Annotated in this window: 18 protein-coding genes; 8 read left to right on the top strand and 10 right to left on the bottom strand. The window is 63.8% G+C overall.

Annotated elements, in window-relative coordinates:
- Positions 1-236: 236 nt before the first annotated feature.
- Positions 237-1,217: a tripartite tricarboxylate transporter substrate binding protein gene (locus RT697_RS13065; RefSeq protein WP_313699381.1), complete on the bottom strand. Its 981-nt coding sequence runs from the start codon at positions 1,215-1,217 to the stop codon at positions 237-239.
- Between the two features lie 32 nt (positions 1,218-1,249).
- Entirely contained in the window at positions 1,250-2,200 is a 951-nt protein-coding gene (locus tag RT697_RS13060) for an esterase (protein ID WP_313699379.1), read from the bottom strand.
- 83 nt (positions 2,201-2,283) lie between these two features.
- Here RT697_RS13060 and RT697_RS13055 point away from each other — a divergent pair, with 83 nt between their 5' ends.
- Positions 2,284-3,177, top strand: a complete 894-nt coding sequence (locus RT697_RS13055) for a LysR family transcriptional regulator (protein WP_313699377.1) — start codon at positions 2,284-2,286, stop codon at positions 3,175-3,177.
- Positions 3,178-3,317: 140 nt separating this feature from the next.
- The gene (locus RT697_RS13050; RefSeq protein ID WP_313699376.1) at positions 3,318-3,782 is read left to right on the top strand and encodes a hypothetical protein; all 465 of its coding nucleotides are present in this window, start codon (positions 3,318-3,320) and stop codon (positions 3,780-3,782) included.
- Positions 3,783-3,871: 89 nt separating this feature from the next.
- Here RT697_RS13050 and RT697_RS13045 read toward each other — a convergent pair whose 3' ends face one another.
- A complete protein-coding gene (locus RT697_RS13045; protein WP_313699374.1) occupies positions 3,872-4,138 on the bottom strand; it encodes a hypothetical protein in 267 nt (88 codons plus the stop codon).
- A 156-nt stretch (positions 4,139-4,294) separates the two neighbouring features.
- Between RT697_RS13045 and RT697_RS13040 the strand changes: the two genes are divergently transcribed.
- Positions 4,295-5,377 (top strand): flavodoxin family protein, encoded by a 1,083-nt coding sequence (locus RT697_RS13040; RefSeq protein ID WP_313699372.1) that lies wholly within the window; start codon positions 4,295-4,297, stop codon positions 5,375-5,377.
- 75 nt (positions 5,378-5,452) lie between these two features.
- Here RT697_RS13040 and RT697_RS13035 read toward each other — a convergent pair whose 3' ends face one another.
- Positions 5,453-6,361 carry a DNA/RNA non-specific endonuclease gene (locus RT697_RS13035; protein ID WP_313699371.1) on the bottom strand — a complete coding sequence of 303 codons (909 nt, stop codon included), beginning with the start codon at positions 6,359-6,361 and terminating at the stop codon, positions 5,453-5,455.
- Positions 6,362-6,563: 202 nt separating this feature from the next.
- On the opposite strand from RT697_RS13035, the gene RT697_RS13030 reads away from it, so the two are divergent.
- A complete protein-coding gene (locus RT697_RS13030) occupies positions 6,564-6,893 on the top strand; it encodes a hypothetical protein (protein WP_313699369.1) in 330 nt (109 codons plus the stop codon).
- An 86-nt stretch (positions 6,894-6,979) separates the two neighbouring features.
- Here the strand turns inward: RT697_RS13030 and RT697_RS13025 are convergent, their stop codons facing one another.
- The 3 genes from RT697_RS13025 to RT697_RS13015 all read right to left on the bottom strand — a co-directional run bounded on the left by RT697_RS13025 (position 6,980) and on the right by RT697_RS13015 (position 9,080).
- Positions 6,980-7,321 carry a hypothetical protein gene (locus tag RT697_RS13025; protein WP_313699367.1) on the bottom strand — a complete coding sequence of 114 codons (342 nt, stop codon included), beginning with the start codon at positions 7,319-7,321 and terminating at the stop codon, positions 6,980-6,982.
- Positions 7,322-7,402: 81 nt separating this feature from the next.
- Positions 7,403-8,005, bottom strand: coding sequence for a LysE/ArgO family amino acid transporter (locus tag RT697_RS13020; protein ID WP_313699365.1), 603 nt, complete (start codon positions 8,003-8,005; stop codon positions 7,403-7,405).
- A 163-nt stretch (positions 8,006-8,168) separates the two neighbouring features.
- On the bottom strand, positions 8,169-9,080 hold the full coding sequence (locus tag RT697_RS13015; RefSeq protein WP_313699363.1) for a LysR family transcriptional regulator: 912 nt from the start codon (positions 9,078-9,080) through the stop codon (positions 8,169-8,171).
- Positions 9,081-9,193: 113 nt separating this feature from the next.
- On the opposite strand from RT697_RS13015, the gene RT697_RS13010 reads away from it, so the two are divergent.
- From RT697_RS13010 to RT697_RS13000, 3 genes are all read left to right on the top strand, one after another.
- A complete protein-coding gene (locus tag RT697_RS13010; protein ID WP_313699361.1) occupies positions 9,194-10,150 on the top strand; it encodes a hydroxymethylglutaryl-CoA lyase in 957 nt (318 codons plus the stop codon).
- 33 nt (positions 10,151-10,183) lie between these two features.
- Positions 10,184-11,398 carry a CaiB/BaiF CoA-transferase family protein gene (locus tag RT697_RS13005; protein ID WP_313699359.1) on the top strand — a complete coding sequence of 405 codons (1,215 nt, stop codon included), beginning with the start codon at positions 10,184-10,186 and terminating at the stop codon, positions 11,396-11,398.
- A gap of 115 nt (positions 11,399-11,513) precedes the next feature.
- Positions 11,514-12,506, top strand: a complete 993-nt coding sequence (locus tag RT697_RS13000) for a tripartite tricarboxylate transporter substrate binding protein (protein ID WP_313699357.1) — start codon at positions 11,514-11,516, stop codon at positions 12,504-12,506.
- Positions 12,507-12,524: 18 nt separating this feature from the next.
- On the opposite strand, the gene RT697_RS12995 is transcribed toward RT697_RS13000, so the two are convergent.
- The gene (locus RT697_RS12995; protein ID WP_105240109.1) at positions 12,525-12,767 is read right to left on the bottom strand and encodes a YdcH family protein; all 243 of its coding nucleotides are present in this window, start codon (positions 12,765-12,767) and stop codon (positions 12,525-12,527) included.
- 253 nt (positions 12,768-13,020) lie between these two features.
- On the opposite strand from RT697_RS12995, the gene RT697_RS12990 reads away from it, so the two are divergent.
- The gene (locus RT697_RS12990) at positions 13,021-14,172 is read left to right on the top strand and encodes a sterol desaturase family protein (protein WP_313699355.1); all 1,152 of its coding nucleotides are present in this window, start codon (positions 13,021-13,023) and stop codon (positions 14,170-14,172) included.
- A gap of 81 nt (positions 14,173-14,253) precedes the next feature.
- Here RT697_RS12990 and ycaC read toward each other — a convergent pair whose 3' ends face one another.
- Entirely contained in the window at positions 14,254-14,880 is a 627-nt protein-coding gene (gene ycaC, locus RT697_RS12985) for an isochorismate family cysteine hydrolase YcaC (RefSeq protein ID WP_056570984.1), read from the bottom strand.
- 129 nt (positions 14,881-15,009) lie between these two features.
- Positions 15,010-15,981 carry a LysR substrate-binding domain-containing protein gene (locus RT697_RS12980; RefSeq protein ID WP_313699354.1) on the bottom strand — a complete coding sequence of 324 codons (972 nt, stop codon included), beginning with the start codon at positions 15,979-15,981 and terminating at the stop codon, positions 15,010-15,012.
- Between the last annotated feature and the right edge of the window lie 15 nt (positions 15,982-15,996).

The following is a 15,996-nucleotide window of genomic DNA, read 5'->3' as shown; positions in this document are numbered from 1 at the left end:
ATCTGCTTTGGGAGCAGAGGGTCGTGAGTTCGAATCCCACCGCCCCGACCAATATTCATGCGGGTCTCCGGATCTCCGCAGTGCCAGAAAGACGACAGGTGGCCCAAAATATGGACCACCATGCAAATGGCCCCAAACTCACAGAGGTTGGGGCCATTTTGTTGGTCCGTCCGAATCGAGATCAGGCTTCGGGCGTTTGAGCGTAGGCGTGTACGCGCGCGCTCCGCCCCCTCATCCTACTGACGCGGGATCTTCGCTTCTTCAATCAGCTTTTGCCATTGGGCATCGCTGCTCGCCACGAACTGCCCAAACGCGGGGGGCGAGGTGGGCGGGCTGACCTTGACGCCCAATTCCTTGAACCGTGCCTGGATATCCGGCTTGGCCATGACACGGCTGAACGCGGCGTTCAATGTCTGGACGATAGGTTCCGGCGTATTCGACGGCGCGAAAATTCCCGTCCAGAAGTAATAGTCCATCCCCTTGAGTTCCGGTGTTTCACCCGCCGACGCCAAGTCCGGGTTGCCGATGTCGCGATCGCGGCTCATGACGCCCACGCCCGTCACACGCCCGCTTTTGATCAGTTCAAGCAGGGCCGGCAGCCCAGACACCGCGATATCCACATTTCCGCCGATGACATCGGTCGCGATTTTTGAGGCGCTCGCATAGGGAATGAAAGTAATGTCCGTACCAGTGGTGAGCTTGAAGCTCTCCATTGCGATAGCGGGCAGGGAGCCGACGCCCGTGGCGCCGTAGGTCAGCTTGCCCGGGTTTGCCTTGGCGCGTGCAATCAGGTCGCCGAACGATTTCACTCCCAGGTTCGGGTTCGCCACCACACCGACGCCGCTCGTGCCCAGCGGTGCGACGGCGGCCAAATCACGGTAGGTGTATTTCGCCGACGATTGCAGGATGGGCGCGATCACGACATCGGACACGATGCCCATCAGCACCGTGTATCCGTCGGGCTTGGCGTTGACGGCGCGAGTGACGCCGATGATGCCTCCGGCTCCCGCGACATTTTCGATGACGACGGTCTGGCCCAGCTCGCGGCCCAGCTCGGGGGCGATGATGCGAGCGAACGTGTCGACCGAGCCTGCCGGCGCGTATCCCACGATTAGCTTGATGGGATGGGCGGGGTAGGCCTGCGCATGCGCCGCGCTCGTTCCTCCCAACACAAGGGCTCCCAGCAGCGCCGCGCTGGAAAGGGTTCGAATGTTCATGGTTGTCTCCTGTTGTTTTCGTTCGTGTTTCTTCAGCTTTGCAGCCACTTCAGGACGCGTTGGAACACCTCGTCGCTATTGCGGTCCATCATCGGCAGATGCGAATTGCCGGCAACACCGCTGGCGGGCAGGTCCAGCACCGCTACGTCGGCGCACCCCCGAATGGAATCCAGATAACGTTCGGCTTGTTGGCGGTAGCCGACCCAGTGCGAGCCCGACGCTTCGATGAAGTCGCCCCACACAACAAGATGCGGCGGTAGCGCCTCAATCGGCGCCGCTTGCGGCATTCCGCCAGGCTCCACGCCCACCACCCGGCGCACCGAGTTTGGACGGCGGCGCGCAATTTCGGCGGCAAAGCCCGCACCCTGGCTGTGGGCGACGATCTGGCAATGCCCCACCCTGTCGATCAACGCTTCGTATGCCGCCAGGATCATGGACTCGTGGCCTGGCCAGCGCGGCACCCATTGATTGGCGAACGCGTCGAACGCCTCGGTGGGAAACTGTTGCTCTGCATAGGCCTCTCGCCGCGCCGGGTCCGGGTCGTAGACGGGTCCAATGCGAAACGTCGTCCAGGCCTCGCGCTTTGTGCGAAAGACGGGCGCTTCGCGATACACCTGCGGAAAGCGTGCCCATGAGGACCGGCCCCTTTCGACCGCATCGCTGACCAGCACGTCGTAACCGGCATCCAGGAATTTCCACAGCCAGCCGTTGCGGCCATCAGGAGTCGTTTCCCATGTGCAGCCGGTCATGCCCCCGCCATGCCACAGCAGCACCGGATCCGGATGCCGGGGCTGTGCCAGACGGTATTCCTGGACATACATCTGCCCATAGACCTGCTCTCCGTTCGGGTTGACCTCGCGCGGCGATCCATTCAGGACCATGCTGCGATATTCGACGGGCAGGCCTTCAAGCACGGCGGTCGCACCGCCCACGAAGAAGCTGCTCATCGATTTCAGGAAAATGCCCTTGCCTTGTGGATTCATGATGGCTCGTCGAAGTGATGCCCGCATGTTCAGGCAGCGCGTATAGTTACGTCTATCGAAAAAATTTCAACGATTATTGATCCATGCGAATCAATTACGATCTTGAAGATGTCCGCGCGTTCTGCTGCGTTGCGCGCATGGGGCAATACACGTCGGCCGCCGCGCTGCTGTGCGTCACGACTTCGGCCTTGAGCCGGCGCATCGCGAAGCTGGAATCGGAAATTGGCGGGCGCTTGTTCGAACGTACGACGCGCACAGTGGTGCTGACGTCGCTGGGCCGCGCGCTTTATGAGCGCGTTTTGCCTATCGTCACCCAGATGGATGCCAGCCTGACCGAGGCAGCCCGCCGCGCGCGGGGGCACGAAGGCACGCTGATGGTGAGCACGGTGGCCTCGGTAGGCTATTCGGTGCTGCCGAATGTGCTGCCCGAATTCTATGCACGGCATCCGCAGGTGTATCTTTCCATCCGCGACGGCAACGCCACCGTCACGACGGCACTGGTCGAGGATCGTGAGGTGGAATTCGGCATCACCACGCCGGTGTCATTCGGCCCCACCCTGGAGGCCGAGCGCATCGCCACCTATGGCTTCAACCTGGTGTATGCCGAGCGTTCTGCCCTGGCGCCACGCGGTCGCAAGATGTCGTGGAAAAAGTTGCCTGGCCTGCCGGTAGTTGGGCTGAATCCGGTCAGTTCCACCCGTTTGCAGATCGACAGCGTCCTGAACGCTCGCGGGCTGGAGTTGCCATGGACCATCGAGGTGGATCAGCTGGCCACCATGATCGGGCTTGTGCAGTCGGGCAATTTCGTGACCATCATGCCGGCGTTGTTCGAAGCGCATGGTTATGGCCTGAAGTCGATTCCGGTGCTGGATCCCGACATCACGCGGGATGTGTACATCGTGCGCCGGCGTGACAGTACGCCGACGCCCCAAGGCCAGTATCTGATGGAACTCGTACGCGCCTACCTGGCGCGTTGAAACACGCCTATCGAATTCGGCGGGTGACACATCACGTTACTTCGTTCGTCGCGACCCACGACTCCTGCGTGTTAGATATATTGCCGGGAGGTTCCGTCCGGCGTGTCGCCGGGCGCATTTCCCTTTTTGAGGAGCTGACCATGAATACTGTTCACAAGATGAATGCTGTTCAAGTGCCTCTGAAAAGAGTGTCCGCGATCGTTTGCCTGGCGGGTCTCACGTGGGCCATGGGCGCGGCGCACGCCGCCGACACCAGCGCTACCTCGCAAGCGCAGCATCAGCAGGATGTCGCGACCTGCAAGAGTGGTGCTTCCGGCCAACCGCTCGAGACGTGCCTGCGCGAAGCGGCCGCAGCGCGGCAAGAGCGTGATCGTCAGAACCTGAGTGCCGAGAGCCCCGAGCAGTTGCGGCAGAACGAGCTGGCGCGCTGCAACCGTCTGCCCGAATCGCAGCGGGCGACCTGCGTGGCGAAGATGACCTCGCCGACGAATGTACAGGGCAGCGTGCAGGGCGGTGGGGTGTTGCGCAAGAAAGAGATCCAGGTGCCCGCCACCCCGGCGAATCCGGCTGCGCCGGCCAGCAGCGCGCCGACTCCCGCTCGCTAAAGAGCCGTTGTAGAACGCACATTCGTAGCGATTTGCAGCCACGCGGGGAATGATCGCGTGGCTGCGTTTGTCCGCTTGCGCGGGACTGTCTAAAACCGCTGGTCCTTGTCAAATGGCACCTCGGAATCGCTCGGACGTTCGAACGTCGGCGCTTCACCGTTCAAGTCGGCAACATGAATCTGCGCGAGGCGGGTCGCCTCGGCAATGGCGCCGTGGGCGGAATGAAACCGCTCGTCGATGGCAATGCGTTCGGACGGCACGCCGGCTATCGGCGAGATCAGCGTGTAGCCGATGCGCCATTCATCGCCGTCCTGCTCCGGCTGCGCGATCTGAAAGTCCCACTTTGCTGTTTGCATAATTCCTCCAGTCGGTCGGTTCATCCTACTGCACTCGATGCGCGCTTGAAAGGTGTGACGCGCCCGCGCAGTCATCAGCCGGGTGCAAGCCATGCAGCAAGCAGGCGGGAATGAGAGTTGCTGCCTGGCAGAGTTCATCTTCGCGGAGTCACTGCAATGGCCAATCCGAAGCTCGAAGTCCGATCAGGACAATATTCCGGCAAGCTGCCCCGCGACACATTCCGCCTGCGCTTCATGCGCCGCTTCTACGACCCGGCGTTCAAGTCTGAAACCGAAGCCTTGGAAAGGCTTGAAGCAATCGCCTGGGATGCCTACGAGAACGGACGCAAGGCGCCCGACACTGTCAAGGCGGGATCAGGTTACGCAGATCCCGATTACGACTTATCTGTGGAATGGAAGGATGCCCACGATCGCCTCGCGCGCGCGGCGTTGGTGCAGCGCGATCCGGAAACGCGCTCGCGCGTCCTGGTGGTCAACTGCGCGGCGCGCAATGACGGGACCTGTCCTGGCGAGGTCGCAAAGACCTGGCGGCTGTCTGAACTCATTCGCGACGAACTGGAATCGGCCGGCGTGCAGGCGGACATGCTGGATCTCAGCCGGCTCACGTCGGAATACCAATACCTCATCCACCCCTGCAAAGGCTGCGTGTCCACCGCGATGCCGCTTTGCCATTGGCCCTGTAGTTGCTATCCCAACCATTCGCTCGGGCAGGACAACGATGCGATGAACGACATCTACGAGCAGTGGGTCTCGGCGCATGGCGTGATCCTGCTCGCGCCGACCTATTGGTATCAGTCGCCGAGCGTCCTGAAGCTGATGATCGACCGGCTCGTCTGTGCGGACGGCGGCAATCCCGATCCGACGACGACGTCAGGCAAAGACGCGATGAAGGCCAAGCAGATCGAGATGGACGGGTGGCCGTTTCCGAAGCACTTGGCCGGCCGCGCGTATGGTGTGGTGGTGCACGGCGACGTGGCGGGCATCGAGGGGCATCGGCGCGCGCTGTGCGATTGGCTCGAATGGATGGGGCTGGTGGACGCGGGGGCGTCGTCGAAGCTGGATCGCTACATTGGCTACTACGAGCCGTATGCCACGAGTCACTCGGAGCTGGACGAGGACACTGCCGTGCAGGAAGAGGTGCGCAATGTGGCGAAGGCAATGATCATATGCCTGCCGCGCCTGCGGGCGGGGGAGTGGCCCGCCGTGGATCAAGGGTTGCCGTCGCCGCGGCCGAAGTAAGCGCCGCGGGCGATATCCGTTCGACACCAAACCAACACCAACATCGACGCCGGGCGGTCAACGCCAGATGGGCGTTCAATTCCCTGCCGGCAGCAATTGCATCCCCGTGCGGCGCGCAAACTCTTCATAGCTGATCGGCGCGCCCGCCTTGGTGCTCGCGCTGTTGGCCTGCCAATGCACCCACGAGCGCCCTGTGGACGCATCAAACACGACCTTGAACAGATGACTCGGCACGGCAACGCCGGTCCCAATCTCCTTGGGCTTGTCGCCGTAGAAAGGCCCGGTGAACACGTATACGTCGCCTGACGCGCGCATCACGTATTTCCGCGTGTCCTGTTCGATCTGGCTCCACGGACCCCCGTTGTGACGCTGGTCTTGCGGCACCATGTTGGCCAGCGAAAAGCTCTGCGCCATCGCTTCGTGCGTGGACATGTCACCCGCCGGCGCCATGTGGCCGCGCGAGTAGCCGGACCCCTTGTAGTCCGTCAGTTCGGCGCGTTCGGCGCGCGGCACGCGTGCCTCGGCATAGAACTTGTCAGACCGCTCCATGCCCTGCGCCTGCGTCAGGAGCTTGCGGTTCAGGCGCTCGGCCACGAACACCGGCGTCTTGGTCTGGCCGTTGTGCAGGATGGCGAAGTTTGAAAAGCATAGTTCTCGCAGCGTCTGGCTGGCGGGCACGACGGGCGGGCGTTGCTGCGGGAAGAATTGCGGGCAATCGGAAAAGCGCGTGTGCGCCATGCCGCCGGCGGGTACAGCCGCGGGTGCGAACTTTTCCTGGCTCGGCCAACCGACGCGCGCAAGGATGTCGTCGATGGAGAAGTGGGCGCGCCACTGCGGGTTCAACGCATAGGTGGCCGCGCCGAAAGCGGCCAGCGACGTGAGCGTGAACGTTCGCAGGAATCGGTAGATGCGGCCGGGGCTGGCGGCCCGGCTTTTGCTGGCCGGAGCTTTCTTTCGGGGTGCTGATTTCTTCGCGCGGGTCATGCTGCCTGTTTGTTGCGGGCCGGCGCCACTTCGCGCTCGGCAACTGGCGGCATTGTAGATGACCGCAACATGACAGGCGCTGACCGGCCATTGCGGCGCACGCTCACCCTGTGCGCGGCGGCGGGCAGGGTATTCTTATGCTCGTTCGGAATTCACAAACACAACGGCCGCGCATGCCGGCTGATAGGACTGGGGAAGTTCAATGAGATCGTCCGTGCTTTTCGTGGCCGCCATCGTGGCGGGCTGCGCTGCTCCCGCGCCGGGAGACATGATCACGCAGGCCAAGGTGCAAGCCATCCAGATCAACGTCACGACGTTCGATGAGATGGTCCGCGACTTTGGCCCGCCTCGCACGCAGCAGGTCAACTCGCAAGGCCTGCGCACCGCGTCATGGTTCTACTTCAACAACAGCGAGTACGGCGCCATGCAGGACCAGCGCACATTGACGGTGACCTACAACAAAGACGGCACGGTCAAGGACTACATTAATGCGTCCGCTGGCGAGCGGGACGGCGCGCAAAAGAAGCGATAGGGCGCTCGTTGCAAAGACGCGTGGCTTAGGCCTGGAACCCTGGCGGCGCGCCTTCACGGACGGCGACACGGTTCAAGAACGAGTGGTCACTGCGCCGGCGCCGCCTTCAACGCATTCGCCCGAATCTGCTCCGATCGCTGGCGCTGCTCGTTGCGAATCGGGATGCAGTCCACCACCAGCACCTCTTCGCCGGTCCGCAGGTCGATAACCTTGGTCGCGCGGTACAGGTTGCTGGGCGGTCCGCGGTCCAGGCAGGCGCGCTTGGCGCCGGAGCTTGCCCGGAACAGCTCGGGCACGCCTTCGTACTGCGGGTTGGGCACGCTCCATTTGCCGCTCATATCCTGGGTTCGCACCACATACTGGCCGAAGGCCGGACCGCTGCACAGCAGGATGGCCAATGCGCAGGCGGCGCCAACTGCGGTTCTCATGGCGGACGATCCTTTAAGGAGGACGGGTAGGGCAGCGTAGCAGCGCGCCGCCGCCTTCGCCGTCCGCCATATGGATGAGGATTACCTCACCAGCTGGACGCCGATCACGATCATAAGGACGCCGACGCAGGCATCCAGCACACGCCACGCGGTGGCATTGGCGAAGACGGGCCGCAGGAGCCGGGCGCCATATCCCAGTGCGAAGAAAAAGCAGAACGACGCGCAGATCGCACCCGCGGCAAAGGCCAGCTTGCGGCCTTCGTACTGGCTGGAGATGGAGCCCAGCAGGACGACGGTGTCCAGGTACACGTGCGGGTTCAACCAGGTGAGCGCCAGGCAGGTCGCCAGGGCGGCATATGGCCCATTCGCCTGACGTGACGAAGGCGACAGGTGGTCGTGCTGCTTGCGAAACGCCGAATGCAGGCTGCGCGCCGCGTAGACAAAGAGAAACAGCGCCCCGCCGTAGCGCATGGCGGGTTCCAGCCACGGCAGCAGGCCGACCGCCACGCCAAAGCCCGCCACGCCCACCGCGATCAGGATGGCGTCGGACAGCGCGCAAGTCAGGCAGATCAGGAAGACATGCTCCTTGCGCAAGCCCTGCCGCAGCACAAAGGCGTTTTGTGCGCCGATGGCGACGATGAGACTGAGGCCGAGGAGAAATCCGGGGATGAAGGCGGTGGACATGCTGCAACGTCTGGCAAGGTCATTAGGGGCGCTCAGACTAGCGCTGGCCGCGGAATTAGAAAAACTAAATATCCTAATCTTTGATTAGTACGGCTAATCAGGATCAACTTGCCCGATGCACGATCCGTGCGCATCTCGAAGCCTCGCCCCAGCCAACGCCAGTTCACGACTCGCCGTTCGCGCCGGCCGCCACCAGGTGATCCAGCAGCAACGCGGCCGCCGCAGGCAGCGCCGATTCGCTGCGCATGCAGATGGCAAAGCGCCGCCGGCTCCAGGCGTCCTTCAGCGGCAGCACCCGCAGCCCGTGCGCCATCGCATAGGGCGTGGCGACCTCGATGGGCGCCACGCTGATGGCAAGTCCCGCCAGTACGACGCGAAAGGCCGAATCGAAGTTGCTGACCGTGACGCGGTGCCGCAGCGTCTTGCCGCTGTCGTTGGCTGCCGTCTGCAACATGCGCAGCACGGCGCCGGCGGCCGGCATGCTCACATGCTCGTATTCCAGTGCGTCTTCAAAAAAGACGGCTTCGCTGTCGGCGAGCGGATGGTCCGGCGCGGTGACGATGGCCAGGCGGTCGCCGCGGTAGGGACGCTGTTCCAGTCCATGAAAGTCGGCCGCATCCCAGCAAATGCCAAGGCTGGCAATGCCCTCCCGCACGCCGCGCACGACTTCGTGGCTGACGCGCTCCTCCATGTCGACCCGGATGTTGCGATGGGCCTCGGCTTTAAGAAAGGCAGCGATGTCCTCGGCCAGGGATTCGGCCAGGACCGACGCTGTGGCCAGAATCCGCACTTGCCCCTTCACACCGCTGGCGTAGGCGGACATGTCGCGTTCGATACGCTCGGAGCTGGCGAGGATGGCGCGCGCGTGCTCCAGCAGCGTTTCGCCGGCTTCGGTGGGCTCGACGCCCCGGCGCTTGCGCGTAAGGAGCTTGGCCCCCACGGTGTCCTCAAGCTGTGCGAGCCGCTTGCTGATGGCCGACCCCACGATATTGGCGCGCTGGCCGGCGCGGGCAATGTTGCCGGTCTCGCAGACGGAGATGAAGAGCCGCAAGGTGGTGATGTCGAGGTCGCGCATGGCGGTCATCCTGTTTGATGTTCCGAAACGGAATTTTAATCGTTCCAAAATACCGCTTGTTAGCGAATCAAGAATATCTAAACTGGGATTTCTGTTTCCATCGCCCTGTTGCCATGCCCATTCAAGAATCCCCCTGTCGCCCGTCGGCCGTCACGGTCCGTGAAGTGGGGCTGCGCGATGGCCTGCAGAGCCTTTCGGTGGTGATGCCCACGCAGACCAAACTCGACTGGATCGACGCGGCCTATGCGGCGGGCCAGCGCGAGATCGAAGTGGGCTCGTTCGTGCCCGCCCGCTTGCTGCCGCAGTTGGCCGACACGGCAGAACTGATCGCGCATGCCACGCAGCTTGCCGGCCTGTCGGTGTCTGTGCTGGTCCCGAATTTGAAGGGCGCTGAACTGGCGCTGGCCAGCGGCGCTCATCTGATGCTGGTCCCGCTGTCGGCCAGTCATGCGCACAGCCTGGCGAACCTGCGCAAGACGCCGGGCGAGGTGGTGGCGATGGTCGGCCAGATGCGCGCGGCGCGCGACGCGGCGGGCTCGTCGATGCTGATCGAGGGCGGCGTCGGTACGGCCTTTGGCTGCACTTTGCAGGGCGACGTGCGGCAGGACGAAGTGCTGCGGCTCATGCAGGCGCTGCTGGATGCCGGGGCCGACCGCGTCAGTCTGGCCGATACGGTGGGATACGCCGATCCGGCCTCGGTGGGACGCCTGTTTGAAGCGGCAAGGCGCATCGCGGGCGATCGTTTGTGCTGCGCGCACTTTCACGACACGCGGGGGCTGGGGCTGGCGAATGTGCTGGCCGCATTGGATACCGGGGTTGCCCGCTTTGACGCCTGCCTGGCCGGCATCGGCGGCTGCCCGCACGCGCCGGGCGCCAGCGGCAACGTCAGCACCGAGGATCTGGTGTTCATGTTGCAGAGCATGGGCATCGAGACCGGCGTCGACCTGCCCCGCCTGCTGGCCTTGCGCGAAGCCGCCGCCGGCTGGCTGCCGGACCAGCCGCTGCACGGCGCGCTGTGGCGCGCCGGCCTGCCCAAGACCTATCCTGCACGCAGCGGCCAGCCGGCCTGAGCGCGCGCATCACGCATCGACATCGAGCCTTTCATGCAAAACGCCGCCGTTCCCCCATCCTCCCGTCCCTTGCCGCTGGCCGGCCTGCGCGTCGTGGAGTTCACCCACATGGTCATGGGACCCACCTGCGGGATGGTCCTGGCCGATCTGGGCGCCGAAGTCATCAAGGTCGAACCCGTGCGCGGCGACCGCACGCGTCATCTGCTGGGCGTGGGCGCGGGATTTTTCCCCATGTTCAACCGCAACAAGAAGAGCATTGCGCTGGACATCCAGAGCCCGGCGGGCGCGGAGGTGGCGCGCAAGCTGGCCGCCAGCGCCGACGTGGTGGCGGAAAACTTCCGTCCCGGCACGATGGCGAAGTTCGGCCTTGACTATGCCTCGCTGTCCAAAGCGAATCCGCGCCTCATCTACGTCAGCCACAAGGGCTTTCTGCCGGGCCCTTACGCCATGCGCACGGCCCTGGATGAGGTCGTGCAGATGATGGGCGGGCTGGCCTACATGACCGGGCGGCCGGGCGATCCGGTTCGCGCCGGCACCAGCGTGAATGACATCATGGGCGGCATGTTCGGCGCCATCGGCGCGATGGCGGCGCTGATCCAGCGCGGCATCACCGGGCGCGGCCAGGAGGTGCAGTCGGCGCTGTTCGAGAACAACGTGTTTCTCGTGGGCCAGCACATGCTGCAGTACGCGATCACGGGCCAGCCGTCTGCGCCGATGCCCGAGCGGGTGTCGGCCTGGGCGCTTTACGACGTCTTCACGGTCAAGGACGGCGAGCAGATTTTCCTGGCGGCGGTGAGCGACGCGCAGTGGGTGACGTTCTGCGATACCTTCGGATTCGACGACCTGAAGAACGACCCGGCGATGGCCACGAACAACGACCGGGTGCTGTTGCGGCCCACGCTGCTGGCGGATCTGCGCAAGCGGCTGGCGAATTACCGCGCCGCCGAGCTGGCAGCCGTATTCGAACGCATCGGCCTGCCGTTCGCCCCCATCGTCAAGCCGGAGGAGCTGTACGACGATCCGCATCTGCGCGCCACCGGCGGGCTGGCCGAGATCCGGCTGCCCGACGGCGAGCGGGCTGGGCAGACCGCCGGCGCTGCGCTGTTTCCGCTGATGATGGACGGGCAGCGGCTTGGGGTGAGGCGCGATCCGCCTGTGCTGGGGGCGGATACCAACGAACTCCTGCAAGCGCTGGGCTACGACGCCGGACAGATCGAAGCGTTGCGCGAGCAGGGCGCCGCTGCGTGAGGCAAGGGCGCGTGCAAGGCGGGCAGCATGCCGCGCCGCGCCAGAGCAGTGATTGAAGCCGTTGCAGTAAACGGCCGCGCAAGTCGGCCGATACAAAAACCATCAGGAGACAGACATGAGCAATCAAGGAGCGGGGGGGCGCTGGAGCCGCCGCCAGGTTCTGGGTGCGCTGGGCGCCGCCGTGCTGGGCGTGCCCGGCGTGACGTGGGCGCAGTCGGACCGGCCGGTGAAATTCATTTTGCCGGTGGGCGTGGGATCCGGCGTGGACACGATCACGCGTGCGGCGGGGCCGGCGCTGTCCACCGCGCTGGGCCATACCGTCGTGGTCGAAAACCAGCCGGGCGCGGGCGGCATCGTGGGCACCTCGGCGCTGGTGCGATCGGCGCCCGATGGCTTCACGCTCAGCATGGTGTCGAACAACCATGTCATCTTCCCGAGCGTCTACAAGAGCCTGCCGTTCGATCCGCTGGCCGACATCACGCCGATCAGCATGGTGGGCATGACGCCATTCCTATTGGTCGCCAATCCGCAGAAGATTGCCGCGAACGACATCAAGGGGCTGACCGCGCTCTTGAAAAGCCAGCCTGGCCGCTACAACTACGCGTCGTCGGGTAACGGCACGATCCTGCACCTGGCCGCGGAAATGTACGTGCAGCAAGCGGACGTAAAGGCGCGGCACATCCCGTACAAGGGTGTGGGACCGATGATGGCGGATCTGATCGGCGGGCAGGTGGACTTTGGCGTGCTGTCGCTGCCGTCCGTGCTGCCGCAGATCAAGAGCGGCGCGCTCAAGGCGCTGGGGGCCTGTGGCGGCGAGCGCATGGCGGCGTTGCCCGACCTGCCGACGCTGCGCGAGCAGGGGATGGCGGACTACGAGATCGGCGGGTGGTTCGCGGCGGTTGGTCCGGCAAAGCTGCCGGAGGCGGACGTGCGCCGCATCTATGACGCGCTGGGGCGCGCGTTCAATTCGCCGGAGGTGAAGCAGGCGATGGCGACGCAGAACAACCGTATCGTCCTGATGCCGCCAGAGAAGACGGTGGCGTACTTCCGTTCGGAAATGACAAAGTACGCCTCCGTCGTCAAGGGCGCGGGCCTGGAACTGATGTAGGTCGCGCCGAGCGGCAGGTCAGCTGCCGTTGCTTTTGCCGTGGCCGTTCTGGTCGGCCGCGCGTAGCAGGCCGTAGAGCTTGTCTTTGAGGTGCAGTTTTTCTTTTTTAAGCACCTCGATCGCGGCGCTCGAGGACGGCTTGATGCCGTCCTCCATGTTCTGGATTTCCTGGTCCAGATCGTTATGCCGCTGGAACAGCGCCGAAAAGTGAGCGTTTTCGGACTTAAGTTGGGTAATCAGCTCGCGGTATTCAGGGAACATAAAGGCCTCTTGAGGAACCGGTTGACGGGACCGACGATGCGCCTGGCACGACGCGATCATCAGCGTCAAAGGTCATGACACGCCAACGCCATCGCCTTGTCAACCTTGTGGACCAAACCGCCGCTGGCCGCCGTTGACCCTGCGCAAGGGCGTCAAGAAATGAGCCATTCTGTCGTGCGCGTTCACGTTTCTTTACAGAATGATCTGTCCCCGGCGATACACTCGCTTCCCCTTGGACTGTCCCAGATCCCCAATGAACAAGCGCGCACCGGTCTATCGCAGAGTGATGGATCTCTTCAAGCAGGACGGCCGGATCCATCCCGGCACGGGAATGATGAGCGGCGTGATTGCGCTGTTCTTGGCCATTCTGTCAGTGCTTGGCGTGCTGGCGTTTCACTTCCCCGCTTACCTAACCACGCCCGAGTTGCGCAGCTTCTATTCGGTGGAAGCCATGCGCACGCTGCTGTTCGGTGCGCTGCTGGTGTCGGGCTCGATAGCGCTGGCCAACACCGTGCTGGGGCGGCAGCGCTGGCTCAATATCTCCGCGTTCGTGCTGGTCTGCTGCGCGGTGGCCGCAGGCGGCAGCCAGGTCGCGGTCAACGCCACCAACACCGGCGGCCATCCGTATCTGGGATTGGATTGGTTCATCCTGGATCTGCTGGCGTCCAGTACCGTCTTCATCATCTTTGAAAAACTGACGCCGCTGTACCCCGGCCAGCCCGTGTTCCGCGGCGAGTGGCAGGTGGACATGAAGCACTTCCTGTTCAACCACCTGTCGGTCGGAGCGGTGCTGCTGTGCATCAACTTCTTCATTCACCGTCTGTTTTCATGGGCTGCATACGAGCCGCTGCAACAGGCCATCCAGTCTATGCCGTATCTGCTGGAGCTGTTCGTGGCGGTTTTGGTTGCCGACCTGGCGCAATACGCCGCGCACCGCATTTATCACGAGGTGCCGTTCATGTGGCGCTTCCACGCGGTGCATCACAGCACGCGCACGCTGGATTGGCTGGCAGGCTCCCGTCTGCACATCGTTGAACTGCTGATCACGCGCGTGGCCGTGCTGGGCGTGCTGTTCGTGCTGGGCTTCTCGAAGGCGGTGCTCGACGCCTACATCATCATCGTGGGGTTCCAGGCGGTGCTGATTCATTCCAACGTAAAGCTGCCGTGGGGTTGGCTGCGCTACATCATCGTGACGCCGGACTTCCATCACTGGCATCACTCGTCCGACACCGAGGCGATCGACAAGAACTACGCGGCGCACTTTTCCTTCATCGACTATCTGTTCGGCACCGCGGTGCGCGGCGCAGGCAACCGGTTGCCGCAGAACTACGGGATCCTGGACAACGACATGCCGGGGACATTCCTGGCGCAGCAGGCGTATCCCTTCTCCCGCAAGCGGAGATGACAAAGGCCCTGGCAGTAGCCAGGGCCTTTTTTCACCGCTGTCTCAGCGTGGTCTGGCCGGCAAGCCGGCCGCGCGGCAACCTTACTTGGCCGCCTTGAAGGCCGAATACGAGGCCATCAGGTTGCGGTAGTCGGGGATGTGGTTGGCGAACAGGGTGCCCAGGCCTTCCACGTCGTTGCGCCAGTCGCGGTGCAGTTCGCATGCCACGCCGAACCACGACATCAGTTGCGCGCCGGCCTGTTCCATGCGGCGCCATGCGGCGTCACGCGTCACTTCGTTGAAGGTGCCCGAGGCATCGGTCACGACGAACACGTCAAAACCTTCTTCGATAGCCGACAACACGGGGAAGGCGACGCAGACTTCGGTGACGACGCCGGCGATGATCAGTTGCTTCTTGCCGGTGGCCTTGACGGCCTTGACGAAGTCTTCGTTGTCCCAGGCGTTGATGTTGCCGGGGCGGGCGATGTAGGGAGCGTCGGGGAACTTGTCCTTCAGTTCCTGGACCAGCGGGCCGTTGGGGCCGTCTTCGAAACTGGTCGTCAGGATGGTCGGGAGCTTGAAGTATTCGGCCAGGTCAGCCAGGGCCAGCACGTTGTTCTTGAATTGGTCGGGTTGGAAGTCGCGCACCAGGGACAGGAGGCCGGCTTGGTGATCCACCAGCAGAACGGCGGCTTGGGACTTGTCGAGCTTAACGTAAGGGCGGGTCATGGATGATTCCTTGGTCTATTCAGGTTGTGCGCGGTGTTGCGCGGTGTTTTGTGCAACGCTGAGTGCGTAGGAAGAATAATAATTTCAGGACGATCGCGCCGGTAGACGGGTATTTCAAACCTCAGCGTTCTATTTATCGGACAGCGTGTGGACGGGTTGCAGGGTAGGGATACCGTGGCGCGTCTGGGTTGCGGCTTCGCAGCGCGCGTTTTCACGATACGCCTCTCCCATGAAGTCCAACAGTTCCCGCACGGCGGGCAGCAGGCCCCGGCGCGACGGAAACACGGCATGCACGCTGCCGGGCTCGGGTTGCCAGGGCGCGCCCACGGGCACCAGCGTGCCTGCGTCAAGCTCCTCGCGGATCATCAGGAGCGGTAGGGCGACGACGCCCACGCCCCGCAGCGCGGCCTGCTTCAGCGCCAGCATGTCGTCCGTGACGAGCCGGGGCATGAAAGGCACCGCGAGGCGCGCGTTGTCCGGACCCATCAGGCGCCATTGGCATTCCCGCTGCTCGGTCCCGAGCGCCATCGTCGGCTGCCGGCTGATGTGCTGCAGGTCGGCGGGATCGGGCAGTGTGCGAGCCAGCGCGGGGCTGGCGACCAGGCTCTGGCAGCTCAAGCCCAGGTTTTTCATGACCAGGTCGCTGCTTTCGATGGGGCCGAAGCGCACGCGCACCGCCAGGTCGAAGCCTTCGCGCAGCACGTCCACGGGGCGGCTGAAGCTTTTCAGGTAGACGTTCACCTTGGGGCACTGTTCCATGAAGCGCGCCACCACGTCGCCTAGGAAGTAGTAGATGAGCGCGGGCGGTGCGGCGATGCGGATGGTGCCTTGCGGTTCGGCGTGCGTGCGGTCGATGACATCCTGCGCGGCTTCGGCGCCCGCCAGCATCGCCAGGCATTGGTCGTAGTATTCCTGGCCCAGTTCGGTCACCGCGAACGTGCGAGTGGAGCGCTGGATCAGACGCACGCCAAGGCGTTCTTCCAGCAGGGCGATGCGGCGGCTGAGGCGCGACTTCGGGATGCCCAGCGCTCGGCCGGCCGGCGCGAAACCGCCGTGTTTGACGACCTCGACGAAGTAATAAAGGTCATTCAGGTCGTGCATGCAGAGTCCTCGTGG

This window comes from Achromobacter sp. (assembly GCF_032113835.1).
GTDB lineage: Bacteria > Pseudomonadota > Gammaproteobacteria > Burkholderiales > Burkholderiaceae_B > Achromobacter.
The sequence above is the reverse complement of the archived record's forward strand: the minus strand, read 5'-3'. Positions and strand labels throughout refer to the sequence as shown.